The organism is Rathayibacter sp. AY1E6 (assembly GCF_002931115.1).
Lineage (GTDB): Bacteria > Actinomycetota > Actinomycetes > Actinomycetales > Microbacteriaceae > Rathayibacter.
Genome location: NZ_PSVK01000004.1, coordinates 168,164 through 193,598, shown reverse-complemented (window position 1 = coordinate 193,598; position 25,435 = coordinate 168,164). Strand labels below are relative to the sequence as shown.

Below are 25,435 nucleotides of genomic sequence, written 5' to 3'. Positions count from 1 at the left end.
AGGCGCTCCTCGCGCCGGGAAGAAGGACCCTGTGACCGATCCGCGGCTCACCCGCTCGCGCGAGCTCCTGCTCACCGCGATCACGACGGCCCTCGACCGCCCGGGCGATGACCAGCCCTCCATCACGGAGCTCTGCGGCGCCGCGGGCGTCAGCCGCCCCACGTTCTACCAGCACTTCGGCGATGTGCCGTCCCTGATCGAGGCCGCCGCGGTGGAGCGGATGCACGCGCTGTTCGGCGACGTCGCTCCCGGCACCGCCCCCGCCGACTGGGAGGGCGCGGTCCCCCGCATCGTCCGCGGGCTCCTCGAGGGCCTGCTCGTGCACGCCGACTTCTACCGCCGCGTGCTGAGCGGAGGCACGGCCCGCGCCGTGCAGGAGTCGGTCGTCGCGTTCCTCGCGCAGCGGCTCCTCGCCTTCTCGCCCCTCGCCGAGCGCGGATCGGGCGGCGGCGACCACGCCCGCGTCGAGCGCTTCGCCGTCCTCCTCGCCGCCGGCACCACCTGGCTGGTCGTCGGCTGGCTCCTCGACGGCGACGCCCGCCGTCCCGTGGCCTCGGCCTCCGCCGACATCGCCGAGCTCCTCGTCACCGGGGTCGCCTCGCCGCGGCTCGCCGCCCTGCACTCCACGAAGTAGAAGGACCATGACCACCTCCCCGCTCCGCCGCGCCCTGCGCGCCGTGAACCCGCGCCTCGTCGTCGTCTTCGCCGCGATCGCGCTCATCCCGCTGATCTACGCGGGACTGCTGACCTCGGCCAACCTCGATCCCACGCACCACCTCGACACGGTGCCCGCCGCGATCGTCAACGAGGACACCGGCGCGACCGCCTCGGACGGCTCCGCGCTCGCCCTCGGCGACGACCTGACCGAGCAGCTCACCACCGACACGTCCGGCTCGGACTTCGCCTGGACGGCGACCGGTGCCGACGAGGCGTCCCGCGAGCTCGCCTCCGGCGACGTCCTCGCCGTGCTGACGGTGCCGGCCGGCTTCTCGGCCGACGTCGCCTCTGTCGGCGGCGACGACCCCGCCGCGGCCGTGCAGGCGAAGCTGTCGATCGAGACGAACGACGCGGCCAACCTGATCGTCGGCAACATCGCCTCCACCATCGGCACCACCGTGACGAGGACGCTGGAGGAGAAGGTCGGCGCGACCTACCTCGAGAACGTCTACCTCGGCTTCACCGACGTGCACTCCAGCCTCGAGCAGGCCGCCGACGGCGCCGCTCAGCTGGCGGACGGCGCCGGGACCGCCGCGTCCGGCTCCTCCGAGCTGGTCGTCGGGCTCGCGCAGCTGCAGGACGGCACCGCGCAGCTGGCGACCGGCGCCGACTCCCTCCGCTCGGGCGCGGGGAGCGCGGCCTCCGGAGCGTCCGACCTCTCGTCGGGACTCCAGCGGATCGCGAGCGGGACCGGGCAGCTGCCCGACCAGGCGGCGGCGCTCGACACGGGAGCCCGCACGGTCGCCGACGGCGCCCAGCAGCTCGACGGCGGAGCGGCGTCGCTCGCCTCGGGCGCCACCGACCTCGCCGCGGGGACGTCGACCCTGAAGGACGGCGCGGCCTCGGCGGCATCCGGCGCCGAGGCGCTGGCCACCGGGTCCGCCTCCCTCTCCGACGGAGCGGGGAACGCCCTCGCGGGAGCCCAGCAGCTCGCGACCGGTGCGGGAGCGCTCGCGACCGCTACTCCGCAACTCGCCACCGGAGCGACCGGAGTCGACTCCGGCCTCGCCTCCCTGCTCTCTCGGTACGACTCGCTGTCCGACGCCCAGCGCGTGGCCGAGCTGACCGCCCTCGAGGAGGGCGCGGCCGCCCTCGCGGGCGGAGCCGCCTCGGCGGACGCGGGCGCGCAGACGCTCGCCTCCGGTGCGACCGCGCTCGTCGGCGACGACGGCAGCGGACTGACGGCGCTCGCCGCCGGTGCCGCCACGGTCTCGAGCGGAGCCGCCGACCTCGCGACCGGCACCGCCGCTCTGTCCACCGGGGCGACCTCCGCCGCCGACGGCGCCCAGAAGCTGCAGACCGGTGCGCAGGCCCTCGCCCAGGGAGCCGCGACCCTCGACGGCGGAGCCGCCCAGGTCGCCGGCGGAGTGGACACCCTCTCCGGCGCGGTCGGCCCGCTCACCAGCGGGATCGCCTCCGCGGCCGCCGGCGCCTCCGACCTCGCCTCCGGGACGGCCGCCCTCGCGACGGGCGCGTCGGACCTCGCGGACGGCGCCGAGACCGCCGCGACCGGCTCGGCCGACGCGGCCACCGGTTCGCAGGACCTCGCCGACGGGATCGACTCGCTCGCCTCCGGATCGCGCACCCTCGACACGAAGCTCTCGGACGGCGCGGACGACGTGCCCACCTACACCGGCGAGCAGGCTCAGGAGCTCAGCACCGTCGCGGCCGCCCCGGTCGGGATCGACGCCGAGCGGATGAACCGCGTGCCGTCCTACGGCTACGGCCTCGCCCCCTACTTCATGGCCCTCGCGCTCTGGGTCGGCGCGCTGGCCTTCTACCTGATGAGCGCCCCGCTCAGCTCCCGCCTCCTCGCCGCGCGCCGGCCCGCCTGGGTCATCGCGCTGCGCAGCTACCTGCCCGGCGCGCTGATGGCGGTCGCCCAGGGCGTCCTGGCCGCGCTCGTCATCCGCTTCGGAGTGGGCGTCGAGGCGTCGAACCTGCCCGGGCTGATCGGGATCGCCGTGCTCACGAGCCTCACCTTCGTGGCGATCAACCAGGCGCTGATCGCGCTGCTGGACGCCCCGGGCCGGTTCCTGGCGCTGCTGATGATCGTGCTGCAGCTGTCCTCGGCCGGAGGCACCTACCCGGTCGAGACCGCTCCCGCCTTCTTCCAGGCGATCCACGGCGTGCTGCCGCTGACCTGGACGGTGGAGGCGTTCCGCTCGCTGATCGCCGGCGGCAGCATCGGAGTCGCGCACGCGGTCCTGGTGCTCGTGCTCTGGCTGGTCGGGGCGCTCGCCGTGACCGTGCTGGCCGCCGCCCGCCGCCGCCGCGGCCTCGTGCCCGCCCTCCGCGACCCGGAGCCCCTCCTCGAGTCGGCCTGACCCGGGCTGTGCAGGCCCGGTCCGTCCGCGTCTGCCGCCCCTTCTCGCGGCGGCCCCGCCCGGACACCTTCGCCCCCTCCGAGACCGCAGTAGTCGTCGCTGTCGAGCTCGAGTGCGACAACTCCTGCGCTCTCGCGGCGCGCCCGCTCGGACACCTTCGCCTCCTTCCCGAGACCGCAGTAGTCGTCGCTGTCGAGCTCGAGTGCGACAACTGCTGCGCTCTCGCGGCGCGTCCTGCTCGGACACCTTCGCCTCCTTCCCGAGGCCGCAGTAGTCGTCGCTGTCGAGCTCGAGTGCGACAACTCCTGCGCTCTCGCGGCGCGTCCCTACCGCCGAAGCGCCGATCCCCGCGACCTCCACCCACAAGGCAGAGGACGCGGACCGGGAAACGCGTGTCAGCGTTTCCCGGCAGTCCGACGAGACCCGCTCTGCGGAACGCACCATCTCGTGAAGCCGACCGCGCGCGGGGATGCCGCCCGCCGCATCCCCGCCAGACAACACAGCCCGCGGCCGTTCGGCCCACGGCGAACGCGTGGGCGGCGCTCAGAGTGCGGGAGGTAGCCTGGCAGGCACAATCTCCTCGTCAGAAAGGCGCCGGGTGTCGCACCCGCAACAAGCATGAACGTGAAGCGCATCTTCCGGGGTCCCATCCTCTACGTCGTCCTGGCGATCGTCGCGGTGTGGATCGGCTCCTCGCTGATCACCATGTCCGGCTTCCGGCCGGTCACGACGCAGGAGGGTCTCGACCTCCTGAAGGACGGCAAGGTCGATTCGGCGAAGATCGTGGACGGCGAGCAGCGCGTCGATCTCACGCTCAAGCAGGCCGACGGCGACAACGGCACGCAGGTGCAGTTCTACTACGTGGCCCCTCGCGGCGCGGAGGTCGTCGACGCGGTGTCCGCGGCCGATCTCGGCAGCACCGGCTACAACGACGAGGTCCCGCAGACCAACTGGTTCCTCTCGGCTCTCGGCTTCCTGCTCCCCATCCTGCTGATCGGCGCGTTCTTCTGGCTGATGCTCTCGGGCATGCAGGGCGGCGGCAACCGCGTCATGCAGTTCGGCAAGTCGAAGGCGAAGCTCGTCTCGAAGGAGTCGCCCAAGGTCACGTTCGGCGATGTCGCCGGCGCCGACGAGGCGATCGAGGAGCTGCACGAGATCAAGGAGTTCCTCAAGGAGCCCGCGAAGTTCCAGGCCGTCGGCGCCCGCATCCCGAAGGGCGTCCTGCTCTACGGCCCTCCCGGCACCGGCAAGACCCTGCTGGCGCGCGCGGTCGCGGGCGAGGCGGGCGTCCCCTTCTACTCCATCTCCGGATCGGACTTCGTCGAGATGTTCGTCGGCGTCGGCGCGAGCCGTGTCCGCGACCTCTTCCAGCAGGCGAAGGAGAACTCGCCGGCCATCATCTTCGTCGATGAGATCGACGCCGTCGGCCGCCACCGCGGCGCCGGCATGGGCGGCGGTCACGACGAGCGCGAGCAGACCCTCAACCAGCTGCTGGTCGAGATGGACGGCTTCGACGTCAAGACGAACGTCATCCTGATCGCGGCGACGAACCGCCCCGACATCCTCGACCCCGCGCTGCTGCGTCCGGGCCGCTTCGACCGCCAGATCGGCGTCGACGCCCCCGACCTGCTCGGCCGCAAGCGGATCCTCGAGGTCCACGGCCGCGGCAAGCCGCTCGCCGGGGGAGTCGACCTCGAGGTCGTCGCCCGCAAGACCCCGGGCTTCACCGGCGCCGACCTGGCCAACGTCCTCAACGAGGCCGCACTGCTCACCGCCCGCTCCAACGCGCAGCTGATCGACAACCGCGCGCTCGACGAGGCGATCGACCGCGTCATCGCGGGGCCGCAGCGCCGCACGCGGGTCATGCGCGACAAGGAGAAGCTGATCACCGCCTACCACGAGGGCGGACACGCTCTGGCGGCGGCGGCGATGCGCCACACCGACCCCGTGACCAAGGTCACGATCCTTCCGCGCGGTCGCGCCCTCGGCTACACGATGGTGCTCCCGCTGGAGGACAAGTACTCCACGACCCGCAACGAGCTCCTCGACCAGCTCACGTACGCGATGGGCGGCCGCGTCGCGGAGGAGATCGTCTTCCACGACCCCACCACCGGAGCGTCGAACGACATCGAGAAGGCGACCTCCATCGCCCGCAAGATGGTCACCGACTACGGCATGTCCGCGAACGTCGGAGCGGTCAAGCTCGGCCAGTCGTCGGGCGAGATGTTCCTCGGCCGCGACATGGGCCACCAGCGCGACTACTCCGAGCAGATCGCCGAGACGGTCGACGCCGAGACGCGACAGCTCATCGAGCAGGCGCACGACGAGGCGTGGCAGGTCATCAACGACAACCGCGACATCCTCGACCGCCTCGCGATGGAGCTGCTCGAGAAGGAGACGCTCGACCACGACCAGCTGGCCGAGATCTTCAAGGACGTCCGCCGCATCGACGAGCGCCCGCAGTGGCTCTCGAGCGACAAGCGCCCCCTGTCCGACCTGCCGCCCATCGCGGTCCCGGTCGCCAAGGCGCCGATCGACTCGGGTGCGACCGACGGGGGAGTCTCCTCCGCCGGTGCCGACGAGGTCGCGCCGAAGCGCCCGCCGCTGATCAACCCGCGCCCCGCGACGGCGTAGCGCGCGCGTGCCCGTCGACAAGGCGCGCATCGAGGCGGCCGTCGCCGAGATCCTCGCGGCCATCGGGGACGACCCGGGCCGCGAGGGACTCCTCGACACGCCGCGGCGGTTCGCCGAGGCGTACGAGGAGTTCTTCGGCGGGTTCGACGACGACGCCGCGGCCCAGCTGACCGAGACGTTCGCGGTGGTCGAGGGCGGCCAGGAGTCGCCGCTCGACCAGACGGTGATCGTGCGCGACCTCGCCTTCCGCTCTGTCTGCGAGCACCACCTCCTGCCGTTCCTCGGCGTCGCGCACATCGCCTACCGGCCGCGCGAGCGGGTCGTCGGCCTCGGCCGGCTGCCGCGCGTGGTCGAGACGGTCGCGTCGCGACCGCAGATCCAGGAGCGGATGACCGAGCAGATCGCCGACGCGCTCGAGCAGGGCCTCGCTCCCGAGGGAGTGCTCGTCGTGGTCGACGCCGAGCACGGCTGCGTGCGGATGCGCGGGCCGCGCCAGACCGCGAGCTCGACCGTGACGGTCGCCGCCCGCGGCTCCCTCGCCGACCCGGCCGCCCGCGCCGAGATCATCGCGCTGATCGGCGCCGCGCGGGGGGAGTGACGTGGCCACCACCGTCGCCGACCTCACGCCGACCGGCCGCGCCGCGCTCCTCGGGATCCTCAACGTCACTCCGGACTCGTTCAGCGACGGCGGACGCTGGCTGTCCGTCGACGACGCCGTCCGCCACGGCCTCGACCTGACCCGGCCCGCCGGGGACGGACCCGCCGCGTTCGGCGCGGACCTGGTCGACGTCGGCGGCGAGAGCACCCGCCCCGGTGCGGCGCGCGTCGACTCCGCCGCCGAGCAGGGCCGCGTGCTGCCCGTCGTCCGCGCCCTCGCCGCGGAGGGGGTGCGCGTCAGCATCGACACGATGAGCGCTGCCACAGCGGAGGCCGCTCTGGACGCGGGCGCCGTCGTCGTCAACGACGTCTCCGGCGGCCTCGCCGATCCGCGGATGCTCCCGCTCGTCGCCGAGCGCGGCGCCGTCTACATCGCGATGCACTGGCGCGGGCACAGCGCGGGCATGACCGCTCTCGCCTCCTACGGCGACGTGGTGGCGGACGTCCGCGGCGAGCTCGAGCGCCGCGTCGACGCCGCCCGTGAGGCCGGGATCCGGGACGACCGCCTCCTGCTCGACCCCGGCCTCGGCTTCGCGAAGGTCGGCGCGCACGACTGGGCGCTGCTGGCCGGGCTCGACGCGATCGTCTCGCTGGGCTTCCCGGTCCTGGTCGGCCACTCGCGCAAGCGGTTCCTCGCTCCGTTCGCCCCCGCCGGCGCCCCGGCCGCCGAGCGCGACGAGGTCTCCGCCATGCTGAGCCTCGTCGCCGCCGAGCACGGCGCCTGGGGCGTCCGGGTCCACGACGTCCGCTCGTCCGCCCGCGCCCTGGCCCTCGCCGCCCGACTCCAGGAGGAGACCCCGTGACCGCGATCGACCCCGCCGCCCTCGCCGTGCGCGACTCCATCACCCTCACCGGGCTGCGCGTGCGGGCGCACCACGGCGTCTTCGACTTCGAGCGCGAGAACGGCCAGGACTTCGTGATCGACGCGACGGTCTGGCTCGACACCGCGCCGGCGGCCGAGGGCGACGCGCTGGCCGAGACGGTGCACTACGGCGAGCTCGCGATCGCCCTGGCCGACGCGGTGACCCGCGACCCGGTCGACCTCATCGAGACCCTGGCCGAGCGCCTCGCCCGGGTGGCCCTGGGCTTCGCCGCCGCCGACGTCGTCCGCATCACCGTCCACAAGCCGGACGCGCCGATCCCGCTGCCGTTCGAGGACGTCGCCGTGCAGATCACGAGGACCCGCTCGTGAGGCCGCGGCAGGAGCGCGTCCGCCCGGTGCGCCACGTCGTGCTCGCGCTCGGCAGCAACCTCGGCGACCGCCTGGCGCACCTCGAGGAGGCGCTGCGGGCCCTCGCCACGACGCCGGGCCTGCGCATCGAGGCGGTGTCCAAGGTCGTCGAGTCGCCCGCGTGGAAGCCCGAGGGCGTCGACGAGGACGCGCCCGGGTACCTCAACGCGGTCGTGACCGGCTCGACCGTCCTCGAGCCCGACGACCTGCTCGCGGCGACGGCGGCGATCGAATCGGCCGGCGGCCGGATCCGCGGCGAGGGCGAGGAGCGCTGGGGCGACCGGACCCTCGACATCGACGTGATCGCGGTCGGCGGCGTGCTCCGCGACGACCCGCACCTGACCCTCCCGCACCCGCGGGCGGCCGAGCGGGCCTTCGTGCTCGAGCCCTGGCTCGACGCCGAGCCGGCGGCGGTCCTTCCCGGAGCCGGACCCGTGGCCGAGCTGCGCGCACGGGCGGCCGACCGCGTGACCGACCACCCGGCCGGGCTGACCTGGCCGGGGCGCGACTCCACCCGCGGCAGCACCGCCGACCCCGAGAGCAGGACCCCGTGAGGCGCACCCGCATCAGCACCCTGCTCGGACTCGGCCTCGCCGGGGCCGTCGCGGGGTTCCTCCTCGACCTCGCGATCGCCGCCGCCGGCCGCCCCGTGCTCATCCCGCCGCTGACGGTTCCGCTGACCCTGATCGTGGTCGCCGCCCTCGTGCTCGGCTTCGCCGTGCCGATCCACCGCGCCACGAAGGGCACGCTGCGCCGGGCCATCGATCCGTTCCGGGCGATGCGCGTCGTGGTGCTGGCGAAGGCGTCCAGCCACGTCGGTGCTCTGCTGCTCGGAGCCTCCGGCGGCATCCTGGTGTACCTGCTGAGCCGTGCGATCCCTTCGCTAGGCTCCGTGTGGCAGGACGTCGCGACCATCGTGGGTGCGCTCGTCCTGCTGGTGGCCGGCCTGGTCGCCGAGCATCTGTGCACCATCCCGCCGAGCGACGACGACGACAGCGCCGTCGGCGAGGTGAACCACGCCTGACGCCGACGCCCGGATCGCCGCGGGCAGTGAGGACGACGCCATGCCCGCCGAGCCCGAGGACGCGTCGCCGACGACCCGCCGCGACGCGAGGGGACGCCGGCGGGACCGCCTCGACATCACGGGGGAGTGGCGCCGCGTCTCGCCCCGGTACGTCGCGGTCGAGATCGTGTCGGCCGTCGTGTCGAGCGTGCTGCTGCTCGCCGTGCCCGTGGTGCTGATGCTGATCGGCCTGCCGTGGGGCTGGATCCCGCTGGCCGCCGCGGCCGCCGTCGCGGTGACCCTCCTGATCGTGGCCCCGCGCCGTGCGCGCGCCTACGGCTACCTCCTGCGCCAGGACGACCTGCTCTTCCGCCGCGGCATCATGTTCCAGCGCTTCGTGTCGGTGCCGTACGGGCGGATGCAGCTCATCGACGTCAACCGCGGGCCGCTCGCCCGGGCGCTCGGCCTCGCCGACCTCCGCTTCGTCACCGCCGCCGCGGCGACCGGCGTCAGCATCCCGGGCCTGGCCGAGCAGGACGCGGAGGAGCTCCGCGACCGCCTGGTCGAGCTCGCCGAGTCGCGCCGGGCCGGCCTGTGACCGAGCTCCGCGCCGTCGAGACGGACCTCGCCGACGGGGAGTGGCACCGCCTCCATCCCGCGACCCCGGTCCTCAAGGGCGGGATCGGCCTGCTGGTCGTCCTCGGCATCGTGATCACGAACCTCCGCGAGCGCCTGGTCGAGCTGTTCCTGCCCGGGCCGGAGGGGTACGAGAGCGGCGATCCGGTCGACGAGCTGCTGCGCCGCGGTCTCGTCGGCTGGGCGCTGCTGGCGGTCGCGGTGGGCCTGGCGGTCGCCGTCTTCGCGTTCTGGCTGTCCTGGCGGATGCACACCTTCCGCATCACGGACGAGCTCGTCGAGGTGCGCTCCGGCGTGCTCTTCCGGACCAACCGGCGGGCGCGGCTGGACCGCATCCAGGGCATCGCGGTGCAGCGTCCGCTGTTCGCGCGGCTGTTCGGGGCCGCGAAGCTCGAGGTGAGCGTGGCCGGGCAGGACGCGAACGTCCAGCTGTCGTACCTCGGCTCGCGGCTGGTGGACGCCCTGCGCCGCGACATCCTGCGGCTCGCCTCCGGGGTGCGCGAGCGGGAGGCGACGGTCGACGGTGCGGCTCCGGCGGGCGGGTTCCTGGCGCGCCGGCTGGAGGAGTTCGGCGAGCCTCAGGACGAGACGCCGCCCGAGTCGGTCGTCTCGATCCCGCCGGGCCGACTCCTCGGCTCGCTCGTCTTCAGCGGCTTCACGCTGTTCCTGGCAGCCTCGGTCGTCGCCGTGGTGTTCGTCGCCGTCTACGGCTCGCCCTACGTGCTCTTCGCGATCCTGCCGGGCCTGATCGGCTCGGGCAGCTACTACGTCCGCCAGTTCGTGCGCTCGCTCCGGTACTCGATCGCCGCGACGCCCGACGGCGTGCGGGTCGGCTACGGCGTGCTCTCGACCAGCAGCGACACGATCCCGCCCGGCCGGATCCACGCCGTCGAGATCACGCAGCCGCTGCTCTGGCGCCCCTTCGGCTGGTGGCAGGTGCGGATCGACCGCGCCGGCCACGCGGCCTCCCGCGGGGCGAACGGCGAGCCGAACACCACGATCCTGCCCGTCGGCGACCTCGCCGCGGTCAAGCGCGTCCTCGCCCTCCTGCTGCCCGGACCGGCTGAGGGAGCGGAGTCGACGCCCGTCGGAGACGCACTCCGGCGCCGCGACGCGGCCGGCTTCACCCGGGCGCCGCGCTCGGCGGTGTGGCTCCGCCCCTTCTCGTTCCGGAGGACCGGGTACCGGCTGACGGACGAGGTCGCGATCCTGCGCAGCGGAGCGGTCTGGCGGCGGGTCGCCGTGGTGCCCCTGGCGCGGATGCAGAGCGTCGGGGTCCAGCAGGGACCGCTCCAGCGCCTGCTCGGGCTGGCCTCGGCGCGCGTGCACACGGTGGCCGGCCCCGTCACTCCGCTCGTGCCGGTGATGAGCGCGGCCGACGGACTCGCCTTCTTCGAGAGCCTCGCGACGGCCGGAGTGCGGGCCGCCGACCGCGACGCGAGCCACCAGTGGGGGCGGCGCGCGGCCGCACCCGCCCTGCCCGACTGGCCCGCTCCGGAGGGGGAACCGCATGCCTGAGAACCGCCGCGACGGACGCCTGGGCGTCGGCGTGATCGGTGCCGGACGCGTGGGCCCGGTGCTCGGTGCCGCGCTCGCCGGGGCCGGCCACGCCGTGATCGGTATCGCCACCACCAGCGAGAGCGGCCGCGAGCGCGCCGACGCGCTGCTCCCCGGAGTCCCCGTGCTCGCGATCCCCGAGCTCGTCGAGCGCAGCGAGCTGGTGATCGTCGCCGTCCCCGGGAGCGAGATCGCCGCCCTGGTCGCGGGGCTCGCCGCGACCGGAGCGTGGCAGCCCGGCCAGCTGGTGCTGCACACGGCGCCTGAGCACGGCTACGGGGTGCTCGCTCCGGCGCTCGCCTCCGGGGTCATCCCCCTGGCAGTCCACCCGGCGATGGCCTTCAGCGGCACCAGCCTCGACCTGGCGCGCCTCGCCGAGACCTACTTCGCCGTGTCGGCACCGGGCCCGGTGCTGCCGATCGCGCAGGCGCTGGTGGTCGAGATGGGCGGGGAGCCGGTCACCGTGGCGGAGTCGGACCGCGCCGCCTACGCGGAGGCGGTCTCGACCGCCACGACCTTCTCGACCGCGATCGTCGACCAGGCGGCGGGACTGCTGGCAGGCATCGGCGTCGAGAAGCCGGGCTTCTTCCTCTCCAGCCTCGTCCGCTCCTCCGTCGACGACGCCCTGCGCCGCGCGGCGGGCTGACGGGCGCGCCGCTCGAGACGCCGCTCCCGGGTGGGACGCCGCTCGGGAGGCGGTGCCTCGCGGAGGAGCACGGCGTCTCGGTGCCGAGGGCCCGGGCGGCCGCGGGACCGCCGGTAGCATCGTCGGGTGATCAGCACCGTCCACCGCATCGGCGACCTCCGCGAGCGGCTGCAGGAGGCGCGGCGGGCCGGTCGGCGCATCGCGCTCGTGCCGACGATGGGCGCCCTGCACGCCGGGCACCTCGCCCTCGTCGAGCGGGCGCGCGAGCTGGCCGACGTCGTCGTCGTGTCGGTGTTCGTGAATCCGCTGCAGTTCGGTCCGACCGAGGACCTGGACCGCTACCCGCGCGACCTCGAGGGCGACACCGCCCTGCTCGACGCGGCCGGGGCCGACCTCCTCTTCGCTCCGGGAGTCGCCGAGATGTACCCCGACGGGCCGTCCTCCACGAGGGTCGTCGCGGGCGAGGTCGGCGGCCTCTACGAGGGGCGCGCGCGGCCGGGCCACTTCGACGGGATGCTCACCGTCGTCGCCAAGCTCCTGAGCATCGCCCAGCCGGGCATCGCGGTCTTCGGGCAGAAGGACGCGCAGCAGCTGTTCCTCGTGCGCCGCATGGTCCGCGACCTCGACCTGCCCGTCGCGATCGAGGGCGTCGGCATCGTGCGGGAGGAGGACGGGCTCGCCCGCTCCAGCCGCAACCGCTACCTCGACGAGGAGCAGCGCCGCGCGGGCCTCGTGCTCCCGCGCCTCCTCGCGGCCGCCACGGAAGCCGCGGACCGCGGTGCCGCCGCGGCGATCGAGGCCGCCGAGACCGTCGCGCACGCCGAGCCGCTCGTTAAGCTGGACTACCTCGTCGTCGTGGATCCCGCGACGCTCCTCCCGGTCGACGCCGACCACCGCGGCCCGGCACTCGTGCTCGTCGCCGCGATCGTCGGCACCACCCGCCTCCTCGACAACGCCCCGATCCTGCTCGCCTGATCGCGGCCGTCCGCCCCGAACCGAAAGCACCGCGACCCCTCATGGCCGACACCCCCGACGTCCCCGAGTCCACGACCCCCGCCGCCGAGCAGTCCGACTCCGAGCAGGCCGCCGCCGAGCGGGCCGCGCAGCAGGAGGCCTCCGAGCAGAAGGCCGTCCGCCTCGCCAAGCGCGAGCGACTGCTCGAGCTCGCGGGCGACGACCTCGGCGCCGGCGCCTACCCCGTCGCGGTCGGAGTCACCGACACCATCGCGGCCGTCCGGGCGCGCCACGAGGGCATCGAGCCGGACGTGAAGACCGGCGAGCGCGTCGGCCTCGCGGGCCGCGTGGTGTTCCAGCGCAACACGGGCAAGCTCTGCTTCGCGACCCTGCAGGCCGGCGACGGCGAGCGGATCCAGGCCATGGTCTCGCTCGGCGACGTGGGCGAGGAGTCGCTCGCGGCGTGGAAGGAGCTCGTCGACCTGGGCGACCACCTCTTCGTCGAGGGCGAGGTCGTCTCGAGCAAGCGCGGCGAGCTGAGCGTGTGGGTGTCGGAGTGGACGATCGCCGCGAAGGCGATCCTGCCGCTGCCGAACCTGCACAACGAGCTCGGCGACGAGACCCGGATGCGCCAGCGCTACCTCGACCTGATCGTGCGCCCCCAGGCCCGCGAGACGGTCGTCACCCGCGCCCGCGTGAACGCCTCCCTCCGCGACACCTTCGCCTCGCACGAGTTCCTCGAGGTCGAGACCCCGATGCTGCAGGTGATGCACGGCGGCGCCTCCGCCCGCCCCTTCGCCACGCACTCGAACGCGTTCGACACCGAGCTGTACCTGCGCATCGCGCCCGAGCTCTACCTCAAGCGGGCAGTCGTCGGCGGCATCGACCGGGTCTTCGAGATCAACCGCAACTTCCGCAACGAGGGCGCCGACTCCACCCACTCGCCCGAGTTCGCGATGCTCGAGGCCTACCAGGCGTACGGCGACTACAACTCGATCGCCGACCTCACCCAGGAGCTGATCCAGAACGCGGCGCAGGCCGTCGCGGGCTCGCACGTGGTCACCTGGGCCGACGGCACCGAGTTCGACCTCGGCGGCCGGTGGGACCGCATCTCGATGTACGAGAGCCTGTCGCTCGCAGCCGGCATCGCGATCACGCCGGAGACGGAGCTCGCCGAGCTCGAGACCCTCGCCGCGCGCGAGGGCGTCGAGGTGCACGTCCCCACGCACGGCAAGTACGTCGAGGAGCTGTGGGAGCACTTCGTGAAGGGCGGCCTGACGCGTCCGACCTTCGTGATGGACTTCCCCGTCGACACCTCGCCGCTCGTGCGCGCGCACCGCAGCATCCCGGGCGTCGTCGAGAAGTGGGACCTCTACGTCCGCGGCTTCGAGCTGGCCACCGGCTACTCCGAGCTGATCGACCCGGTCGTGCAGCGCGAGCGCTTCGTCGAGCAGGCCCGCCAGGCCGCCGCGGGCGACGACGAGGCGATGCGCCTGGACGAGGACTTCCTCCGCGCCCTCGAGCACGGCATGCCCCCCACCGGCGGCATGGGCATGGGCATCGACCGCCTCCTGATGGCGATCACCGGCCTCGGGATCCGCGAGACGATCCTGTTCCCGCTCGTCAAGTAGGGTCGCAGGAGCCGAGGGGGAGACATGGTCAGGGCATCGAGCATCGTCGCGGCCGTCGCGGCGGGCGTCCTCACGATCGCGCAGTTCGGAGTGGGGACCGCGGTCGCCGCGAGCGTCCTCACCTCCTCCGGCGACGTCGGCACCGCGCTGGCCGACCAGCGGGCGGCCGAGGCGTTCACGCCCGACCCCACGATCGCCGGCTTCGCGGAGCGGACCGCCATGTCCGACCGCGGCCGCGCCCTCTACTACGCGTCGAGCCCGTCGGTCGAGCCGACCGCCGGCTTCAACGACCTCTGCGGCTACGGCGCCTCCGACGACATCGTCCTCGGCTGCTACACCGGCACCAGCATCTACATCTCGGACGTCGCCAATCCCGACCTCGACGGGATCCGCGACGTGACGGCGGCCCACGAGATGCTGCACGCCGCGTGGGTGCGGCTCGACGCGGAGGAGCAGGCCGAGCTGGGCGACGAGCTCGAGGCCGCGTACGAGACCCTCCCGCAGGACGGCACGATCGCCGAGCGCCTCGAGCTGTACCGCACCGGCGGCCTCGGGGAGCGCGTCAACGAGCTGCACTCGATCCTGGGGACCGAGGTGGCCGACCTGCCGCCGGCGCTCGAGGCGCACTACGCCGAGTTCTTCGACGACCGCTCCGTCGTCGTGGGCCTGAACGCCCGCTACGAGGCGGTCTTCACCGATCTCGAGAACCGCATCGAGGACCTGGTCTCCCGGATCGAGACGATGTACGCCGACCTCACGGCGCGGGTCGACGCGAACAACGCCGAGTACGACGCGCTCAACGTCGAGATCGACGACTTCAACTCGCGCGCCGACAGCGGCGACTTCGGATCGACGGCCGAGTTCGAGACGGAGCGCGCCGATCTGCTCGCCCGCAGCCAGGCCGTCGACGCCACCCGCGCCGCCATCGACGCGGACATCGCCGTGTACGACGGCCTGCGCTCGGAGCTGGAGGGCCTCAACTCCGATGCCGCGGCGCTGAACAAGTCGGTCGAGAGCCAGTAGCGCCCAGCGCCCGCGAAGGCCGCTGGGCGCACGGGCCTCCGGGCTCACGGCTCCCGCGCCGGTGCCGCGGGTAGGATCGCCGCATGGACTGGGAGCTGTGGAACCAGGGGCTGTGGGCCCTCGTGCCGACGATCACGGTCGGAGCCATCTTCTGGTTCGTGATGCGCGCCCTCATCCGCTCGGACCGCAACGAGCGCCGCGCGTACGACCGCATCGAGGCCCGCGAGCGCGAGCGCCGCGGCCTGCCTCCCCGCGACGCCTCCTGACCACCGCCGCCGAGCGGGTGCCTCCCGCGCCCGCTGAGCGGCCCCGCACGACGAACGAGGAGGCGCGGTGCCCGCACCCGACTGGGCCGTGATCCTCCCGATCGCGGCCGTCGTCGTCGAGCTCGTGGTCCGCGTGATCGCCGTGATCGTCGTGCCGCGGAACCGCCGTCCGACCACCGGCCTCGCCTGGCTGATGGCGATCTTCCTCATCCCGTACGTCGGCATCCTGCTGTTCCTCTTCATCGGGAGCTACCGGCTGCCGCGCAAGCGCCGCCGGAAGCAGCAGGAGATCAACCGGTTCATCCTGGAGTCGACCGACGGCATCGACCGCGTCGCCCGGGAGCACCCGTGGCCGCAGTGGCTGGAGTCGGTGGTCACCCTCAACCGCAACCTCGGCGCGATGCCGCTGGTCGGCGGGAACGACGCGCGCCTCCAGGGCGACTACGAGCAGACCATCCGCGCGATGGCCGCCGAGATCGACCGCGCCCGCCGGTACGTGCACTGCGAGTTCTACATCCTCGCCGCCGACTCGACCACCGCGCCCTTCTTCGACGCGCTCGACCGCGCGGTGGCGCGCGGGGTGCGGGTGCGGATCCTCCTCGACCACATCGCGTCGATCCGCGTGCCCGGCTACTACAGCGGCACCCATCGCCGGCTGCGCGCCCTCGAGCGGGCGGGCGCCTCGTGGTCGTACATGCTCCCCGTGCGGCCGTGGCGCGGGCAGTACCAGCGGCCGGACCTGCGCAACCACCGCAAGCTGCTGATCGTCGACGGCAACGCGGCCTTCATGGGCTCGCAGAACGTCGTCGACTCCAGCTACAACAAGCGCGGCAACATCCGCCGCGGCCTGCACTGGCACGACCTGATGGTGCGCCTCGAGGGGCCGGTGGTGCAGGGCATCAACGCCATCTTCATCACCGACTGGTACAGCGAGACCGACGAGCTGCTCCTCCGGGAGTCGGAGCCGATGGAGGCGCTGCAGCAGCGCGACACCATCGACTGCCAGGTGGTGCCGAGCGGCCCGGGGTTCGAGGGCGAGAACAACCTGCGGCTGTTCCTGACGCTGCTCTACTCGGCGCAGAAGTCGATCATCATCACCAGCCCGTACTTCGTGCCCGACGAGGCGATGCTCTACGCGATCACGACGGCGACCCGGCGGGGCGTGCACGTGGAGCTCTTCGTCTCCGAGATCGGCGACCAGGCCGTGGTCTACCACGCCCAGCGCTCGTACTACGAGACGCTGCTGACCGCGGGCGTGCGCATCTGGATGTACCGCAAGCCGACCATCCTGCACGCGAAGCACTTCACGATCGACGACGACGTCGCCGTGATCGGCTCGAGCAACATGGACATGCGCTCCTTCACGCTCAACCTCGAGGTCTCGCTCATGGTGCGCGGCTCGGAGTTCGTCGAGGACCTGCGCCAGGTGCAGCAGGACTACCGCGAGCACTCCCGCGAGCTGACCCTCCGCGAGTGGCGGCAGCAGCCGCTCCGCTCGACCCTGCTCGACAACCTGGCGCGGCTCACCTCGGCGCTGCAGTAGCGCGGCTCCCGTCCGCCCGCCTGCGGAGGATGCGCGGCCCCGACTCGTCGCGCAAGTCCCTGTGCGGGCCGCCGCGCCCCGCGTAGCGTCGGAGCGTCCTCAGCACCATCCGGTTCCGCCTGCCCGGCGCCGGGTTCGAGAAGGGAACGGACATGACGGCATCCCGTACGACGCGCATCCTCATCCTCGGCGGCGGCTACGTCGGCCTGTACACGGCCTGGGGCCTCGAGAAGAGGCGGGGGGAGGCGCCGATCGACGTCACCGTCGTCGAGCCGAACCCCTACATGACCTACCAGCCGCTGCTGCCCGAGGTCGCCGGCGGGCACGTCCAGCCGCGCCACGTCACGGTGCCGCTGGTCTCCGCGCTCAAGCGCACCCGCGTGATCCGCGGCGCGATCACCGGCGTGAGCCTCGCCGAGCGCAGCGTCACCGTCGCCGCGATGGACGGCTCCACCCGCACGATCGAGTTCGACCAGGTCGTCTTCGCGCTCGGAGCCGTCACCCGCACCTTCCCCACGCCGGGCCTCGCCGAGCACGGCATCGGCTTCAAGACGGTGGAGGAGGCGGCGCACCTGCGCGACCGCGTCATCGAGAACATCGCGAAGGCGGCGCTCACCACCGATCCCGCCGAGCGTCGGCGCCTGCTCACCTTCGTCTTCGTCGGCGGCGGCTACACCGGCGTCGAGGCGCTGAGCGAGCTGCTCGACCTCAGCCGCAAGACGCTCGCCGCGCAGCCCTCCCTCTCGATGGGCGACGTCACCTGGCACCTCGTCGAGGCGCTGGACCGGGTCGCCCCCGAGGTCGGTCCCGAGCTCTCGAAATGGACGCTCGACCACCTCCGCTCGCGCGGCGTGCACGTGCACCTGAAGACGACGATGCCCTCCTGCGAGGACGGCGTCGTGGAGCTCTCCTCGGGCGACCGCATCCCGACGGCCACGATCGTGTGGACCGCCGGCGTGAAGCCGAACCCGATCCTCGACGCGACCGACGCGCCCCGCGGGCCGAAGGGCCACGTCATGGCGGATGCGCGCCTGCGGGTCATCCGCGAGGACGGCGAGCCGGTGGGCGGCGCCTGGGCGGCCGGCGACGGCGCGCAGGTGCCGGACCTCACCAGCGAGAAGCAGCCCGCGTACTACCCGCCGAACGCGCAGAACGCGGTCCGGCAGGCCAAGCTCCTGGCGCGCAACATCATCGCCGACCTCACCGGAGGCACCGTGGAGGAGTACCGCCACGCCTCCGTCGGGACCGTCGCCGAGTACGGCATCGGCAAGGGCGCGGGCCTGATCAAGGGCGTGAAGCTGCGCGGCCTCCCCGCCTGGCTCGCGCACCGCGCCTACCACGGAGCGGCGATGCCGACCCTGGACCGCAAGTGGCGGATCATCACGGGCTGGCTCGTCGACGCCGTCACTCCGCGCGACCTCTCGCCGATGAGCGCGCTGCAGGACCCGCGCCGCGCGTTCCGCGAGACGGCCGAGGCCACCGATCGCGAGGCCGCGGCGAAGGCCGCCGCGAAGAAGGAGTCGGACGCGTCCTGACGCCCCAGTGGGAGCGCGGGAGTCGCGGTGGTCGAGCGGGATCATCGCGACTTCCGCGCTCCCGCGTCGTGGGCCCTGCCTCGGAGCGCCTCGGCCTGACGGTCTCGGCTCAGGCCCGGCGGCGCGGCTTCAGGCGCACGGTCGGCAGCACGGGCGCGGGGAGCGCGCGTCCGCCGTACCCGTCGACGGTGCCGAACGGTCCCGCGGGATCCGCCCCGGCGATCACGTCGGACTGCCAGCGCGCGCGGGCGGCCGCCACGTCGTCGTGGCTGCGGCCGACGAAGTTCCACCACATCACCAGCTCCTCGGCGAACGGCTCGCCGCCGAGCAGCACCACGCGGGCGCCCGCGTCCCCGGCGGTCAGCATCAGGTGCGAGCGGCCGGGCGCCAAGTAGGCGAGGTCCGAGCGCGGGACGTCCGCGCCCTCGACCGCCACCGGGCCGGCGTCGACGAGCACGCCGTACTCCCACGACTCCTCGACCGGCAGCTCGACCCGGGCACCCGGCTCGAGGTCGATCTGCGCGGCGACCAGCGGAGTGAAGGTGCTCGCGGGCACCGACGCGCCGAGCATCCCTCCGACGAGGACGCGCACCAGCGCGCCGGGCAGCTCCACGGGCACGCCGCGGTGGTGCTCGAAGAACGGATCGACGAGCCGCGCCTCCTCGGGCAGCGCGACCCAGAGCTGCACCCCGTGCAGAACGGGCGCGCCCCCGGTCGAGACCTCCGAGTGCGAGATGCCGCGTCCGGCCGTCATCAGGTTGAGCTCGCCCGGGCGCACCACGGCGAGGCTGCCGACGCTGTCGCGGTGCTCGATCTCGCCCTCGAAGAGCCAGCTCACGGTCTGCAGGCCGGTGTGCGGGTGCGGCGGGACGTCCATCCCGGCCTCCTCGCCGAGCCGCACCGGGCCGTAGTGGTCGGCGAAGCACCATGCGCCGATCGTCGAGCGCGAGCGCTGGGGGAGGGTGCGGCGCACCTCGATCGCACGCGGACCGCCGAGCGGGACGAGCCGTGCCTCCAGGATCTCGACCGCGCCGGGCTCGCGAGGGACCGGCTCCGCGGCGACGGGGAGCTCGTCGGGATGCTCCTCCAGGTTGCTCATGCGGGAAGTGTATGCCTTCGCATGGACCGGTGGACGGGACCGCCGCCCGCACCCCTCCCGGATCGCGTGCACGCCCAGGGCGAACAGGCCTGCTCACCGGGGGGAGCGCTGGTTACAGTCGACGTATCGGAGCCCACCCCTGCGGGTTCTGTAGGGAGTGACAGCATGTTCGAGAGATTCACCGATCGCGCGCGGCGCGTCGTCGTCCTGGCCCAGGAAGAGGCCAAGATGCTCAATCACAACTACATCGGCACGGAGCACATCCTGCTCGGCCTGATCCACGAGGGCGAGGGAGTGGCCGCCAAGGCGCTCGAGTCCCTCGGGATCTCGCTCGACGCTGTGCGCGAGCAGGTGCAGGACATCATCGGCCAGGGGCAGCAGCAGCCGACCGGCCACATCCCCTTCACGCCTCGGGCGAAGAAGGTCCTCGAGCTGTCCCTGCGCGAAGCGCTGCAGCTCGGCCACAACTACATCGGGACCGAGCACATCCTGCTCGGCCTCATCCGCGAGGGCGAGGGCGTCGCCGCTCAGGTGCTGGTCAAGCTCGGTGCCGACCTGAACCGCGTGCGCCAGCAGGTCATCCAGCTGCTCTCCGGCTACCAGGGCAAGGAGCAGGTCGCCGTGGGCGGTGAGCAGCAGCAGCCTCAGGGGGGATCGCAGATCCTCGACCAGTTCGGACGCAACCTCACCCAGGCGGCGCGCGACAACAAGCTCGACCCGGTCATCGGGCGCGAGAAGGAGATCGAGCGGGTCATGCAGATCCTCTCCCGCCGCTCCAAGAACAACCCCGTCCTGATCGGCGAGCCCGGCGTCGGCAAGACCGCCGTCGTCGAGGGCCTCGCCCAGGCGATCGTGCGCGGCGACGTGCCCGAGACGCTGAAGGACAAGCAGCTCTACACGCTCGACCTCGGCTCGCTCATCGCCGGATCCCGCTACCGCGGTGACTTCGAGGAGCGCCTGAAGAAGGTCACGAAGGAGATCCGCACCCGCGGCGACATCATCACCTTCATCGACGAGATCCACACCCTCGTCGGCGCAGGGGCCGCTGAGGGCGCGATCGACGCCGCCTCGATCCTCAAGCCGCTGCTCGCCCGCGGCGAGCTGCAGACCATCGGCGCGACCACGCTCGACGAGTACCGCAAGCACTTCGAGAAGGACGCCGCTCTCGAGCGCCGCTTCCAGCCGATCCAGGTCGCGGAGCCGTCGCTGCCCCACACGATCAACATCCTCAAGGGGCTGCGCGACCGCTACGAGGCGCACCACAAGGTGTCCATCACCGACGGCGCGATCGTCTCGGCGGCCAACCTGGCCGACCGCTACATCAGCGACCGCTTCCTCCCCGACAAGGCGATCGACCTGATCGACGAGGCCGGCGCACGCCTGCGCCTCTCGATCCTCTCGGCGCCGCCGGAGCTGCGCGACTTCGACGACCGCATCGCCGTGGTCCGCTCCGCCAAGGAGGCCGCGATCGAGGACCAGGACTTCGAGAAGGCCGCGTCGCTGCGCGACGAGGAGAAGCAGCTGCTCGGTGAGCGCCTGCGCCTCGAGAAGCAGTGGAAGTCGGGCGACGTCAAGGCCACCGGCGTGGTCGACGAGGGCCTGATCGCCGAGGTCCTCGCCCAGGCGACGGGCATCCCGGTCTTCAAGCTCACCGAGGAGGAGTCCTCGCGGCTCGTCTTCATGGAGAAGGCCCTGCACCAGCGCGTCATCGGCCAGGAGGAGGCCATCGCGGCCCTCTCGCGGACGATCCGCCGCACCCGCGCGGGCCTCAAGGACCCCAAGCGCCCCTCGGGCTCGTTCATCTTCGCCGGCCCCACGGGCGTCGGGAAGACCGAGCTGGCCAAGGCGCTCGCCGAGTTCCTCTTCGACGACGAGAACGCGATGATCTCGCTCGACATGTCGGAGTACGGCGAGAAGCACACCGTCTCGCGGCTGTTCGGCGCCCCTCCCGGGTTCGTCGGCTTCGAGGAGGGCGGCCAGCTCACCGAGAAGGTGCGCCGCAAGCCGTTCAGCGTGGTCCTCTTCGACGAGATCGAAAAGGCGCACCCGGACATCTTCAACTCGCTCCTCCAGATCCTGGAGGAGGGTCGACTGACCGACGGCCAGGGCCGTGTCGTCGACTTCAAGAACACCGTCATCATCATGACCACCAACCTCGGTGCTCGTGACATCGCCGGTGGTCCCGTCGGGTTCCAGATCGAGGGCGACAACGCCACCGGCTACGACCGCATGCGCGGCAAGGTCAACGAGGAGCTCAAGAAGCACTTCAAGCCCGAGTTCCTCAACCGCGTGGACGACGTCATCGTCTTCCCGCAGCTGTCGAAGCCCGAGCTGCTCCAGATCGTCGACCTCTTCATCAAGCGCCTGGGCGACCGCCTGCTCGACCGCGACATGACGGTGGAGCTGACGCAGCCGGCCAAGGAGCGCCTGATCGAGGTCGGATTCGACCCGGCCCTCGGTGCGCGCCCCCTGCGCCGGGCGATCCAGCGCGAGATCGAGGACCAGCTGTCCGAGCGGATCCTGCACGGCGAGCTCGGCGCCGGAGACCACATCCACGTGGACTTCGCCGAGAACAGGTTCGTCTTCACCACGACCCCGCGTCTGATCTCGATCAGCGCCGGCGCGTCCACCGGAGCGGCCACGGCCGGCCCGGCGACGCCCGACCTGATGTCGTAGCAGGCTGCCGAACGACCCCGTGCCCGTCCCCTCTCGCGAGGGGGCGGGCACGTCGTCGTCCGGGGGTGCGCGCCTGCTCGCAGGATCCCGCGCCCGGTGCGGCCTAGGCTTGTCGAATGGCCGATTGGAAGTACCCGGTGCGCCGCGCGCGCACGAGCGATGTCCCCTTCATCCAGGAGCTCAGCGAGCCGCTCGTGAACGAGCGCATCCTCCTGGGCAAGGACCGCGTGGTGCTCTACGGCGCCGTGCAGGAGTTCCGCATCGCCGAGGACGGCCACGGGACGGCGATCGGCTGCGGTGCGCTGCATGTGATGTGGGACGACATCGCGGAGGTGCGCACCCTCGCGGTCGCGCAGGACTGGCTCGGGAGGGGTGTGGGCCACCACATCCTGGAGCGCCTCGAGAACGACGCGCGCGAGCTCGGCCTGAAGCGCCTGTTCTGCCTCACCTTCGAGGTCGACTTCTTCGCCCGCCACGGCTTCGAGCCGATCGGCGAGAAGGTCGTCGACCCCGAGGTCTACGCCGAGCTGCTCCGCTCTCCCGACGAGGGAGTCGCCGAGTTCCTCGACCTCGCCCGGGTGAAGCCGAACACGCTCGGCAACACCCGCATGCTGAAGACGCTCTGACCGCCGCCACGTCGTAGCCTGTCCCGGTGACTCCGCCGCCCCGCCGCCTGCCCTCCCGGGTCTACCGGCGACGCCGCGCCGGAGTGCTGCTCGCGCTGGTCGTCATCGTCGCGGGCCTGGCGGTGGTGCTGTCGCTGCTCCCGCGGATGACCGGCTCCGACGCCGCGTCGAGCCCCACGCCGACCGTCGTGCTGCCGACGCTCTACCCGACCACCTCGCCCGGTGCGACGCCCGGCGCCGCACCCGCCTGCACGGCCGACTCCGTCGCCGTCACCGCGGTCACGGACGCCACGAGCTACGCGCCCGGCGAGGATCCGCAGCTCTCGCTCTCGCTGGCCAACATCTCGAGCACCGACTGCGTGATCGACGCGGGCACGAGCAAGCAGGTCTTCACGATCACGAGCGGCTCCGAGCAGATCTGGACCTCGACCGACTGCCAGACCGGCGCGGCCGATCTGCCGGTGCTCCTCCAGGCGGGCCGCTCGGTGATGGGCAGCGCGCTGACGTGGGACCGCACCCGCTCCTCCGCCGACACCTGCTCCGGCGGACGCGAGGCGGTCGAGGCGGGCGGCGCCGCCTACAACCTGTCGGTGTCGGTCGCCGGCATCCCCTCGGGCTCGCCCACGCAGTTCCTGCTCCAGTAGTCCGCCCGGGGGACGTGCCGGGCGTGCGTCGGCGCGTAGCATCGCAGGCATGTGGGGGCTGCTCGGCACGATCCTGTCCGCCTCGACCGGCCGGGCGGGGGTGGTCGCGCGGCGCGCGGCGGCCGTGGCCCTCGCGGTCCCGCTGCTGGTCGGCGGAGCGGCGGCGCAGGCCGTGGCGGCTCCGCAGCCCGTCGCGGCTGCGCAGCCCGTCGCGGGTGTCGTGCGCGCGGATGTGGACGGCTTCCGGTTCTCGGAGTACTCGGCCGACTTCCGCCTCGACCGCGACGAGGAGGGCCGCTCGACGCTGACCACCGTCGAGACCTTCGTCGCCGAGTTCCCGCCGTCGCAGAACCGCGGCATGCAGCGCGCGATCCCGCTCGACTACGAGGGGCACCCGACCGACGTCGACCTGGTGTCCGTCACCGACGGCGACGGGGAGGCGCGGCCAGTCGACACCGAGCGCGAGGACGGCTTCCTCCTGGTCACCAGCGCGGCGGACGAGTTCGTCAGCGGCAGCCAGACCTACGTCTTCACTTACACGCAGCACAACACGACCCTGCCTGGATCCGGCACGCGCAGCGGCGAGGACGAGTTCTACTGGGACGTCAACGGCACGGGCTGGCGCCAGTCCTTCGACCGCTACGACGTGCGCGTCGAGCTCGCCGGGTCGCTGGCCTCCGCCGCGACGGGGACCGTCAGCTGCTACCGGGGACCGGAGGGCTCGACGACGCCCTGTCCCATCGGCCGCGACGGCGCGGTCGTCACGGCATCGGGGGAGTCGTTGGCTCCGGGGGAGAACGTGACCGTGGCGATCGGCTTCGCTCCCGGGACCTTCACGCCGCGCGACGACCGCTACCTCGCCTCCGGCTGGTCCTGGGTGCAGCTGGGCGGCCTCGCCGCGGTCCTGATCGGCCTCGCGCTCGCCGTGCACCGCCGCCGGACCGTGCTCCGCGACGCTCCCGGCCGCCCGACCGTCGTCGCCGAGTACGACCCGCCCGCGGAGGGGCTGTTCCTCTCCGCCGCGCTGCTGCGGAAGACGTCGAAGGCCCCCGCGGCCGGACTCCTGGACGCCGCCGTCCGTGGTCTCGTGCACATCGAGGAGACGGGGGAGGGGCGGAAGCAGGAGTACGCCGTGCGGGTGCTCGACCCTGCGACGACGCCGACGCGACGCGCGGGACGCCCGCGGCCCCTCGCGTCCGACGACCGCGAGTTCCTCGACATCGCCCTCGGCCGGGCGCCGGGGACGGTGCGTGAGCTCTCGGGCAAGGACAAGGAGTTCGGCAAGGCCGTCGGACAGTTCCGGACCGCGCTGGGCAACAGGGTGACCGAGGCGGGACTGAAGAAGGCCGGGACGATCGGCGGCAGCGTGCTCGTGATCGTCCCGCTGCTGCTGGGTGTCATGGCCGCCTTCCTGGGCGCGATCCTCCTGATGACCCGCTCCTTCGGCGGAGCGCTCCCGCTCGTGCTGATGCTCGTCGCGATCGTTGCGGCCGTCGTCGGGACGATCCTGGTCTCGAGGGTGCCGCTGACGGCCGCGGGCGCGGAGTTGCGCGACCATCTGCGCGGGCTCGAGCTGTACATCCGCCTGGCCGAGGCCGACCGGATCGCGATGCTGCAGTCGCCCCGCGGGGCGGATCGGCGCACGGTCGGACCGGTCGAGGTGGTCGAGGTGACGGAGCGCCTGCTGCCGTGGGCCGTGCTCTTCGGTTTCGAGAAGGAGTGGTCGGCGGAGCTCGCGTCGGCCTACGAGCGCACCGGCGAGGAGCCGGTCTGGTACTCCGGACCGAACGGCTTCCACGCGGCGGCCTTCGCCGGCAGCGTGTCCTCGTTCTCGTCGTCGACGTCGAGCTACGTCGGATCCTCGTCGAGCTCCTCGAGCGGCGTCTAGGGGCAGGCTGCGACGGGCGGCCGCGGCGGAGCGGACGCGCGCGTGGTCGGGCGGAGCTGTCGGGCAGTGCCCATCGAGCCCGTGTTCGCCTCCGGTGGCGATCCTCGACCATGCGGTGGACGGGGGCGCCGGCGGCTCCGAG

22 protein-coding genes are annotated in these 25,435 nt (G+C 72.9%); 21 read left to right on the top strand and 1 reads right to left on the bottom strand.

Annotated elements, in window-relative coordinates:
* The first annotated feature begins 31 nt into the window (after positions 1-31).
* The 17 genes from C5C46_RS06030 (at position 32) to C5C46_RS05950 (ending at position 18,360) form a co-directional block, all read left to right on the top strand.
* Positions 32-634 carry a TetR/AcrR family transcriptional regulator gene (locus C5C46_RS06030; RefSeq protein WP_104226013.1) on the top strand — a complete coding sequence of 201 codons (603 nt, stop codon included), beginning with the start codon at positions 32-34 and terminating at the stop codon, positions 632-634.
* 7 nt (positions 635-641) lie between these two features.
* Positions 642-3,044, top strand: coding sequence for a YhgE/Pip domain-containing protein (locus tag C5C46_RS06025; RefSeq protein ID WP_104226012.1), 2,403 nt, complete (start codon positions 642-644; stop codon positions 3,042-3,044).
* Positions 3,045-3,662: 618 nt separating this feature from the next.
* The gene (gene ftsH, locus C5C46_RS06020) at positions 3,663-5,678 is read left to right on the top strand and encodes an ATP-dependent zinc metalloprotease FtsH (RefSeq protein ID WP_104224104.1); all 2,016 of its coding nucleotides are present in this window, start codon (positions 3,663-3,665) and stop codon (positions 5,676-5,678) included.
* 7 nt (positions 5,679-5,685) lie between these two features.
* The gene (gene folE, locus C5C46_RS06015) at positions 5,686-6,276 is read left to right on the top strand and encodes a GTP cyclohydrolase I FolE (RefSeq protein ID WP_104224103.1); all 591 of its coding nucleotides are present in this window, start codon (positions 5,686-5,688) and stop codon (positions 6,274-6,276) included.
* Position 6,277: 1 nt separating this feature from the next.
* The gene (folP, locus tag C5C46_RS06010) at positions 6,278-7,138 is read left to right on the top strand and encodes a dihydropteroate synthase (RefSeq protein ID WP_104226011.1); all 861 of its coding nucleotides are present in this window, start codon (positions 6,278-6,280) and stop codon (positions 7,136-7,138) included.
* A complete protein-coding gene (folB, locus tag C5C46_RS06005; protein WP_104347803.1) occupies positions 7,135-7,527 on the top strand; it encodes a dihydroneopterin aldolase in 393 nt (130 codons plus the stop codon). Before folP ends, folB begins: the two co-directional genes overlap by 4 nt.
* Positions 7,524-8,120, top strand: coding sequence for a 2-amino-4-hydroxy-6-hydroxymethyldihydropteridine diphosphokinase (gene folK / locus C5C46_RS06000; RefSeq protein ID WP_104226010.1), 597 nt, complete (start codon positions 7,524-7,526; stop codon positions 8,118-8,120). The genes folB and folK overlap by 4 nt, the downstream gene beginning before the upstream one ends.
* Positions 8,117-8,590 (top strand): DUF3180 domain-containing protein, encoded by a 474-nt coding sequence (locus C5C46_RS05995; RefSeq protein WP_104226009.1) that lies wholly within the window; start codon positions 8,117-8,119, stop codon positions 8,588-8,590. Before folK ends, C5C46_RS05995 begins: the two co-directional genes overlap by 4 nt.
* Positions 8,591-8,630: 40 nt before the next feature.
* On the top strand, positions 8,631-9,167 hold the full coding sequence (locus C5C46_RS05990; protein WP_104226008.1) for a PH domain-containing protein: 537 nt from the start codon (positions 8,631-8,633) through the stop codon (positions 9,165-9,167).
* The gene (locus C5C46_RS05985) at positions 9,164-10,723 is read left to right on the top strand and encodes a PH domain-containing protein (protein WP_104226007.1); all 1,560 of its coding nucleotides are present in this window, start codon (positions 9,164-9,166) and stop codon (positions 10,721-10,723) included. Before C5C46_RS05990 ends, C5C46_RS05985 begins: the two co-directional genes overlap by 4 nt.
* Positions 10,716-11,408 carry a Rossmann-like and DUF2520 domain-containing protein gene (locus C5C46_RS05980; RefSeq protein ID WP_104224097.1) on the top strand — a complete coding sequence of 231 codons (693 nt, stop codon included), beginning with the start codon at positions 10,716-10,718 and terminating at the stop codon, positions 11,406-11,408. The genes C5C46_RS05985 and C5C46_RS05980 overlap by 8 nt, the downstream gene beginning before the upstream one ends.
* Before the next feature lie 126 nt (positions 11,409-11,534).
* Entirely contained in the window at positions 11,535-12,383 is an 849-nt protein-coding gene (gene panC / locus C5C46_RS05975; protein ID WP_104226006.1) for a pantoate--beta-alanine ligase, read from the top strand.
* Positions 12,384-12,424: 41 nt separating this feature from the next.
* The gene (lysS, locus tag C5C46_RS05970) at positions 12,425-13,993 is read left to right on the top strand and encodes a lysine--tRNA ligase (protein WP_104224095.1); all 1,569 of its coding nucleotides are present in this window, start codon (positions 12,425-12,427) and stop codon (positions 13,991-13,993) included.
* A gap of 24 nt (positions 13,994-14,017) precedes the next feature.
* The gene (locus tag C5C46_RS16810) at positions 14,018-15,016 is read left to right on the top strand and encodes a hypothetical protein (protein ID WP_181136496.1); all 999 of its coding nucleotides are present in this window, start codon (positions 14,018-14,020) and stop codon (positions 15,014-15,016) included.
* 83 nt (positions 15,017-15,099) lie between these two features.
* On the top strand, positions 15,100-15,282 hold the full coding sequence (locus C5C46_RS05960; protein ID WP_104224094.1) for a hypothetical protein: 183 nt from the start codon (positions 15,100-15,102) through the stop codon (positions 15,280-15,282).
* Positions 15,283-15,349: 67 nt separating this feature from the next.
* A complete protein-coding gene (gene cls / locus C5C46_RS05955; protein ID WP_104224093.1) occupies positions 15,350-16,825 on the top strand; it encodes a cardiolipin synthase in 1,476 nt (491 codons plus the stop codon).
* 152 nt (positions 16,826-16,977) lie between these two features.
* Positions 16,978-18,360 (top strand): NAD(P)/FAD-dependent oxidoreductase, encoded by a 1,383-nt coding sequence (locus tag C5C46_RS05950; protein ID WP_104226005.1) that lies wholly within the window; start codon positions 16,978-16,980, stop codon positions 18,358-18,360.
* A gap of 109 nt (positions 18,361-18,469) precedes the next feature.
* Here C5C46_RS05950 and C5C46_RS05945 read toward each other — a convergent pair whose 3' ends face one another.
* Positions 18,470-19,459 carry a pirin family protein gene (locus tag C5C46_RS05945; protein WP_104226004.1) on the bottom strand — a complete coding sequence of 330 codons (990 nt, stop codon included), beginning with the start codon at positions 19,457-19,459 and terminating at the stop codon, positions 18,470-18,472.
* A gap of 165 nt (positions 19,460-19,624) precedes the next feature.
* On the opposite strand from C5C46_RS05945, the gene C5C46_RS05940 reads away from it, so the two are divergent.
* From C5C46_RS05940 to C5C46_RS05925, 4 genes are all read left to right on the top strand, one after another.
* Entirely contained in the window at positions 19,625-22,135 is a 2,511-nt protein-coding gene (locus C5C46_RS05940) for an ATP-dependent Clp protease ATP-binding subunit (RefSeq protein WP_104226003.1), read from the top strand.
* A 116-nt stretch (positions 22,136-22,251) separates the two neighbouring features.
* On the top strand, positions 22,252-22,761 hold the full coding sequence (locus C5C46_RS05935; protein WP_104224089.1) for an amino-acid N-acetyltransferase: 510 nt from the start codon (positions 22,252-22,254) through the stop codon (positions 22,759-22,761).
* A 26-nt stretch (positions 22,762-22,787) separates the two neighbouring features.
* Positions 22,788-23,405: a hypothetical protein gene (locus C5C46_RS05930; RefSeq protein ID WP_104226002.1), complete on the top strand. Its 618-nt coding sequence runs from the start codon at positions 22,788-22,790 to the stop codon at positions 23,403-23,405.
* A 49-nt stretch (positions 23,406-23,454) separates the two neighbouring features.
* Positions 23,455-25,293 carry a DUF2207 domain-containing protein gene (locus C5C46_RS05925; RefSeq protein ID WP_104226001.1) on the top strand — a complete coding sequence of 613 codons (1,839 nt, stop codon included), beginning with the start codon at positions 23,455-23,457 and terminating at the stop codon, positions 25,291-25,293.
* Positions 25,294-25,435 lie beyond the last annotated feature (142 nt).